The 6,585-nt window shown below is 62.3% G+C and carries 6 protein-coding genes; 5 read left to right on the top strand and 1 reads right to left on the bottom strand.

The features are described 5' to 3' along the window. The first annotated feature begins 259 nt into the window (after window positions 1-259). The 4 genes from ACTWPT_RS55190 (at window position 260) to ACTWPT_RS55175 (ending at window position 3,865) form a co-directional block, all read left to right on the top strand. Entirely contained in the window at window positions 260-997 is a 738-nt protein-coding gene (locus ACTWPT_RS55190) for a hypothetical protein (protein ID WP_443185576.1), read from the top strand. A 569-nt stretch (window positions 998-1,566) separates the two neighbouring features. Continuing rightward, the gene (locus ACTWPT_RS55185; RefSeq protein WP_443185575.1) at window positions 1,567-2,457 is read left to right on the top strand and encodes a hypothetical protein; all 891 of its coding nucleotides are present in this window, start codon (window positions 1,567-1,569) and stop codon (window positions 2,455-2,457) included. A gap of 135 nt (window positions 2,458-2,592) precedes the next feature. Continuing rightward, complete coding sequence (locus tag ACTWPT_RS55180; protein ID WP_443185574.1) at window positions 2,593-3,375, top strand: hypothetical protein; 783 nt, start codon at window positions 2,593-2,595, stop codon at window positions 3,373-3,375. A gap of 196 nt (window positions 3,376-3,571) precedes the next feature. After that, window positions 3,572-3,865 (top strand): hypothetical protein, encoded by a 294-nt coding sequence (locus ACTWPT_RS55175; RefSeq protein WP_443185573.1) that lies wholly within the window; start codon window positions 3,572-3,574, stop codon window positions 3,863-3,865. Between the two features lie 428 nt (window positions 3,866-4,293). Here ACTWPT_RS55175 and ACTWPT_RS55170 read toward each other — a convergent pair whose 3' ends face one another. Continuing rightward, window positions 4,294-4,461: an endonuclease domain-containing protein gene (locus ACTWPT_RS55170; RefSeq protein WP_443185578.1), complete on the bottom strand. Its 168-nt coding sequence runs from the start codon at window positions 4,459-4,461 to the stop codon at window positions 4,294-4,296. 241 nt (window positions 4,462-4,702) lie between these two features. Between ACTWPT_RS55170 and ACTWPT_RS55165 the strand changes: the two genes are divergently transcribed. Next, entirely contained in the window at window positions 4,703-6,550 is a 1,848-nt protein-coding gene (locus ACTWPT_RS55165; RefSeq protein WP_443185572.1) for a discoidin domain-containing protein, read from the top strand. The last annotated feature ends 35 nt before the right edge of the window (window positions 6,551-6,585 follow it).

Here is a 6,585-nt window from a genome sequence, read left to right as displayed (position 1 = left end):
GCGCTCGGCTTCACCGTCACCCTGACCCAGGCTGCCTGACCCACACCGCCCCCAGGCCACCCCACCGACGATCACCAGCCGGGGTTCGCTGCCGCCTGCCCGGCTGAGGTCCTTATTTTCCGGTCAGGTGCCGATGGTAGCCGGGCCGATGGCCCACGCCCTGGTACGTGGAACCGCACACCTAGATCCTTGGGGTCGGAGATCTGTCGGCGACTTCCCGTATCCTCGCGCCATGGATGTCCCTCGAATGACAAGGGTCATGGCCGAGCCCAGCGGCGCCGACCCCGTGTGGCAGACCGATGAGCAGCGTCGGTTACATAGCTTGCTGATGAGTTGTGCGGAGGCCTTCGCCGCTGGTTGCCGTGCCGAGCCCGATCGCAAATATCTCCATAGCGACCTTGTGCGTCGGCCTGCGTTGCTTTACGGCGTGGGCCTGGGACAGGACGAATCCCGCGCCTTCCTGCGCGCCCTGGACGCCGATCTGGTCGAGGTCGGACCGGATGGATGGTTCTTCGTCCCCGCCGCGCGGGCCTGCTCGCCGAATTTACACCTGATCGGCCGCAACGGCGATCATGTCAAGTTACACACTGAGGTCCTGATCCACGTCGGTGCCTATGCTGAACTCGTCCTGGACCACGGCTGGGCTCCCGAGAGACTCATCTTCGACCCATTCTTCAGCGGCGCTGCCCTGGACCTTTGGGGGTACGATGGGCCACCGGGCGCCGGTGATCCGCAGGCCGGGGACATCGTATTCGCCGCCGAGGCCAAGACCCGCCAGGACGGCGTCGACGGGCTGACCGCCTTGCTGCGTTCTCTGCAACTGCTCGCCGCTGATCCAACCCACCAGCCCTCGCATAAGGGTCATCTCCCCAAGTGGCGCGAACTGGTCCGGCTGACCGCACGCCACCCGATTGAGCTACTGCTCGTCGCTAACGAAGCCCGCTGGTGGTTCACCGCGCAGGCGGCCGGCGGCGCCGTCGAGCTGATTCCGCGGTAGATGCTGCGCGAGCTTGATATCGATGCCTCGATCTCCTGATCCGTAGCCAGTTCGAGATCGCCCACCGGTGCTTACTGAATACCGGATCTTGTCCTCGAACCGTCTCACGTGGTGGCCGCTCGGCACTGCCGAGGTTCTCGCCGCGGGGAACGTGCACGAGTCGCAGGGAGCGGCATCGTACACGATTCCGACCATCATCGGTATCCACCTGGGGGTGGGATGGCTCCGCCGGCGGTGGGGCATCGACGTGAAACGCAACGCGGACGCGACCGGACGAGTTAGCTGCGCGGCCCTGACGGTCTCCTTGAAGCCGACAAAGCAGAGAGCCACCCGCCTGCCGTGATGGTGGACGCGGGCGCTGTCGAAGGCATCTCGTCAGTCCCCGGCGTCATGCTCGACCACATGCAGGCAACCTGACGCAGCCCCGGCTCGATGGAGATCGAGAGCGAGCAGCCGCCGGAGGCGGCCATCACGGCTGCGCGTGACATCTTTACCGTACGCGAGATATCGAACGACTGATCTGCTTATGCTCCTCACCACGTTTGCACTGAGACCGGAGGAGCTCGCAGATGACATTTCCCACCACAGCGTTCGAAGAGGCTACCGAGTACGAGCGGTACATCCTCGACAGCCTCGCTACCGCATTACCCGAACCAAGCGGCGGGCACGTGCTCGATCTGCGCACCGGGAAGCTACGCCAGCACGCCCATGTCATGCTGGAGACGGTGGAAGTCAAGGCGTACGTGGGCGGGAAGCCCGCACCGGTGGACCTGACCCCGCTCGTGTTCGGCGCCGCGTGGAAGGTCATCGACGTGGTGATCGACCTTCAGCTCCTGGTGTACGAAGGCAAGAGCTTGAACAACATCAGCAAGAAGATCAAGGTGGCCAAGACGGGCAATGGTGTACGACTTGAGCCCCCGTTTCCGGAGGATATCTGGCGGCGCCTTCTCGGAACGTACGCGAACACCTACGACCTGCGGCATTCGCTGACGCACCGCGGTGTCATCTCGCACAAGAACGGCTCGCTCGAAGCGACCCCGGAGCCCGGCCAGACGACAACGACCATCATGACGCGGGACGAACTCCTGTACTTCTTCCGTGCCGTCCAGGCCATGCACACCGGCCTCATCACGCAAACGCTCAGCCGGCGGGACGCCGACAACCTGCGCTTCATCCTCAATCAGCTTCAGGCGCATCACCGTCTCGGGCCGATTTCCGGGCGGGAAGTCAAGGGGCACGTCGTAATTCAAGTGCAAGGCGAGGAAGGCCCGGACGGGCGGGTGACATTCGACCTGGCCCGCGTGGTGTCCGAGACAACCATCCGGCACCCGCAGGCGGGGCGGGACCTGGAGATACACCTCGACGACGGGCGTGTCATCTCCGGCCGCTTCGAGGACTGGCCCGACGGGCAGGACTTCGTCAACCTCGGCAAGCCGCCCGCCGGGTTCGTCGTCGAGTGAACGGCAGATCGAGCATGGGTTTTGCCTGCTTTGTGTATGGGGTTGAGGTTCGCCGACGGCACCCGCATTCGGGTCTTTCAGAACTGGCCGAAAATGCCATGCGAGTAACGATACGACGGCATAGTGTTAACGCCCATGGCGAAGGGCGGCATGCAGTTCCTTTGGGAACTTTTCGAAATTGCGGAATCCCTCACGGACCGCACCGGGCAGCAGATCGGCTTCGGGCTCGACGAAGTCGGACCGACCAGTTCGCTGGCGCAGGATGACGTCGGCATGGAGGGCTACAAGGTCTCCACCGTGGTGGCGAGCTCTATAGTGGCAGCAGTGGACCATGTGCTCACCCTGTGCTCCCTCGTGACAGGTGCCAGGGAGATCACCAACGCCGCTCCGTGGACGCTGCTGCGCGGGGTTATAGAGCCCAGCTCGCTGGCCGTGTGGATCCTCGACGAACCCAATCGGGCCCAGCGAAGGGAGCGGACGCTCAGGGTTTGGCGTAACGACATGAAAGAGCGCTCCAAATGGGAGAAGGACGCTGGCGTGGTTCCGCCCTCGCCCGGCAAGAAGGCAACCGAGCGGATGAAGGACATCGAGGAGATCGCCAAGAGGCTTGGTCTTCGTCCTCAGCAGGTGATCCAGGACCTCTACTACTCCACGACCGTCCGGGAAGCCGGCCAGGCAGCGGGCCTGTCGGGCACGGAGGCGCTAGTGCGCTGGCGGGAATGCTCTGGGTTCGCTCACGGGCGCACCTGGGCGTCCGTGAAGCTCAGCCAGCCTGTGAGCGCCACCCGCCTGCGTGGCCGCGATGGCGTGATGGTCGCGTTGACGCTGAGCGAGACAGACCTGGAGCGCGTGGCCAGCCTGGCGACCATCCTGCTCAACAAGGCGCTGAGCGACTACGCCGAGGCGGCCGACGGGTAGTGCACGCGCTCGCGACGGAAGCGCCACCGCCGTTGGCCGCCGAGGCGCACTGCCTGCTGTAGCGGCCCTTTTCTCTCAGCACCGCTCAAGATCCTAACTCGCAAAAAGTAGCGTCTGGGCGGGGAATATCCGAGTTGGGACGTCCCGTCGTGGATGGAGTCACAGCCGTGACATACGTCTATCGAAAGGTGTCCTAGTGACTCCGCAGCAGATCCTCTTCACTCTCACTATCGCCCTCAGGAACGCCGATTTCGTCGTGCACGAGAACGACGACCGTCTCACCCCGTCACCGTTCCCTGGTGACGCCATCGCGTACATCTACCGTGACCAGGTGGAGTTGTACCTCGTTGAGGGCACCCTCCGCGATGGGCTCCAGCCGGACATGGCCGCCGACCGCGCCGCTGCGGCGATCGACGCCGCTGGCCTGCACGCAGGGCCTGACGCGGCCGGCGCGCTGCTCACCGGCAGGATCATCGTGACGGCCTCCTGATCCAAGGCGGCAGAACGCCCCGTCCGGTTCCCTCGAGAGGGGGAGACGGGCGGGGCTGCGGTTCGACTGTCGAGGTGAGCGACGATGTCTGCCGTACCAATGTCACGCCAACTTGTCCGTGATCATCGCTACAGTACGGCTCGCATTCACATTCGCCCCCACCCACGCCTGGCTGGTCCAAGTTGATCAGGCGTGCCCGCGAACCGCGTGGCCTTACTCAGCTGCAGCTCGCTCAACAGCTCCAGATTTCAGCGCACCACGGTCGATGACATAGTTGAAGCACATGCGCCAGGCATCGTAGTCGTCTGAATAGGCGTTGGTACACACCTTGCGCGCCGTCTCGACCCAAACACTCATGCCTCCCAGATCGAGTCTGGTCGGGTCAGGCCGGTCGTGTGGGGAGACGCCGTCCTGGAGAGATGAGCGGGCTAGTCGAGGACGAGCGATGCCGCAATCACTTGCCCTCGCGGGTGCGGTAGCGCCCGAGCGCACCCAGTCTGGTGCGCATGATCAACAGCCAGCCGCCATCCCGTCGAGCACGGCTTGGCGCACATCGCACACACGCCGTGCTGAGCGGTTGCAAGGACTTCGTAGATCTCAGTGTGTCAGCGCATAATTTGCTCTTGGCCTGGGCTTCCCGGTGTGCTGAGGGCGTCCAACATCGTTGGCGCCATGATCGTTCGTCGCACGGCCCGAGAACTTCACAGATTCACCATATCCACGTCAGATTCGAACAGGCGGTCTTGCTTTAGGCCTACGCCTGCTGGTTAGCGTCGTAGAAGGAGCGACGGCGGACCATCTGACGCTGTTATCCGAGGCCTATGGCCTGGAGTTCCAATGGGTGATATCGATATAGTGAGTCAGCTCAGACGGTTGGCGCAGCTGCACTCCGACGGTTGCCTCACAGACGAAGAATTTGCTCTCGCCAAGGAGCGGCTTCTGTCGCAAGCCGCCGACTTTGCCGATTCGGCCAAGGCCGCCGAGAGTTTCGATACCCAGACCACCAGACCCCTATCGCATGGTGGCCACCCCCAAGAACCGAAGGCCAACACACTAAATTCGAGTACAGGCAAAGGCCTGGCTGCCGTCTCATTTCTCGTCGCAGGAATCCTGACGCTGCTCTTCTTCTTTACGCTACCCATGGGTACCCTGCCCATTCTAGGTTCGTTTACTGCCTCGGATTTGGCTAACATGCCCTCTGAGGAGGCCACACAGAAAGTTCTTTGGCTGGTTCCAGCAGCTGGCGTTGCTATAGCCGGTGCAGGGTTGCGGCTTTGTGGATCGAATGTAACCTCCCACACCCGCAATAATGCATCTACCGTCGTGCTAGCCCTCACGATTCTGGTCGTGCTTATCTATGTCATCGCCCTCGGCTACGCCCTGTACCTCCTCGACCAATCCGGAATATCGGCGCTGGGATACAGCGCTACGGATCTCATCGGAACCGGATTCTGGCTCGTTCTCGGTGCCATGGTCATTGCCGGAGGAGTCGCGGTGGCAGAGCTGATTCAGTCCGCTCTTGGGGCTCGGAAGGATGCCCTAGACTCTAAGGGGACGACCGACGCGAATACCGGACCAATAACAGCTCGCCAGGCGGGAGCGGAATTGCTTGCGCTGGTCCGCCGTCGCTTCCCGCCCATCAGGCCGCAAAACTTCATCCCGGCTGTACCGCACGACGACACCGACTCGGACGAGCGGTCCCCCGCAAAAAGGCAAACGCATGGATCACAGAGGCGGTTGTCGAATATCTTCGTCTTGAGCGCGACGCTCCTTATTCTATTCACGCTGACAGGCATCGTCGTCCTCGTAAATATTAATAGTGATGAACCCACGGACGAAGGTGGGACAGAAACGACTCAAGCTCCGATTGGCAGTCCCGACGCAACATCACAGGCGAATCTCTCATTCGAAGAAACGCGTCTAGTCCCGGCCAATCAGTACTGGATTGATTCGGGCATCAATGTTGAGAGCGGGCGGCTTGAGTTTGTCTCTGACGGAATGGTAAAAACGTCAGAGGCGCTCGATCCAAATATCGATATCTACTCTCCGCAAGGTCAATCTTCTACGATGGCGCCATACGGTCGGAACTTTCCTGGGCCAGGACTTCATCCTTACTCGCTCATTGGCAAGGTCGGCGATGGCGAGGTGTTCGAGGTAGGCCGCGAAGCTTCCGTTCAGATAGCCGAGCCCGGGCGCCTCTATCTAGGCATAAATGACGATTTCGTTGAGGATAATTCCGGGGAGTGGAGCGTGACGATCAAGTTCAACGGAACCACGGAGACTAAGGCCGCCGAGAGCCTGCTCTCCCTTGCCCGTCCCGCCACGTCGTCGTCGATCGAGAAGGCGGCGCTGGGGCCGGAAAAGGCGTTCGACGGCGACTTCACCACCCGATGGGGATCCCTGGAGTTCACGGACCCCCAGTGGCTCCAGATCGATCTCGGATCGCCCAAGAACATCTCCCGCGTGAGACTTTTCTGGGAGACGGCGTACGGGAAGACCTACCAGATCCAGGTATCGAACGACGCCGCCGTCTGGACGACCGTCTATGAAACCGCGGCCGGCGATGGCAACGAGGACGATCTGACTGGTCTTTCCGGCACGGGCAGATACGTTCGCATGTACGGGACGGAACGGGGCACCAGGTTCGGGTATTCGCTCTATGAGATGCAGGTCTACGGCACATGACCGGCCGTCGCCCTCGACGTGCGCCGTTCGGCTGG

This window comes from Nonomuraea sp. 3N208, from assembly GCF_052245935.1.
In the GTDB taxonomy this organism is placed as follows: Bacteria; Actinomycetota; Actinomycetes; order Streptosporangiales; family Streptosporangiaceae; genus Nonomuraea.
Note: the sequence above shows the minus strand (reverse complement) of the source record. Positions and strands in the feature narration are given on the sequence as shown.

What these genes read in the sequence shown, in the direction of transcription:
- ACTWPT_RS55190 (WP_443185576.1), top strand. Translation starts at nt 260, where the DNA reads ATGGCCGAGCCCAGCGGCGCCGACCCCGTGTGGCAGACCGATGAGCAG.
- ACTWPT_RS55185 (WP_443185575.1), top strand. Translation starts at nt 1,567, where the DNA reads ATGACATTTCCCACCACAGCGTTCGAAGAGGCTACCGAGTACGAGCGG.
- ACTWPT_RS55180 (WP_443185574.1), top strand. Translation starts at nt 2,593, where the DNA reads ATGGCGAAGGGCGGCATGCAGTTCCTTTGGGAACTTTTCGAAATTGCG.
- ACTWPT_RS55165 (WP_443185572.1), top strand. Translation starts at nt 4,703, where the DNA reads ATGGGTGATATCGATATAGTGAGTCAGCTCAGACGGTTGGCGCAGCTG.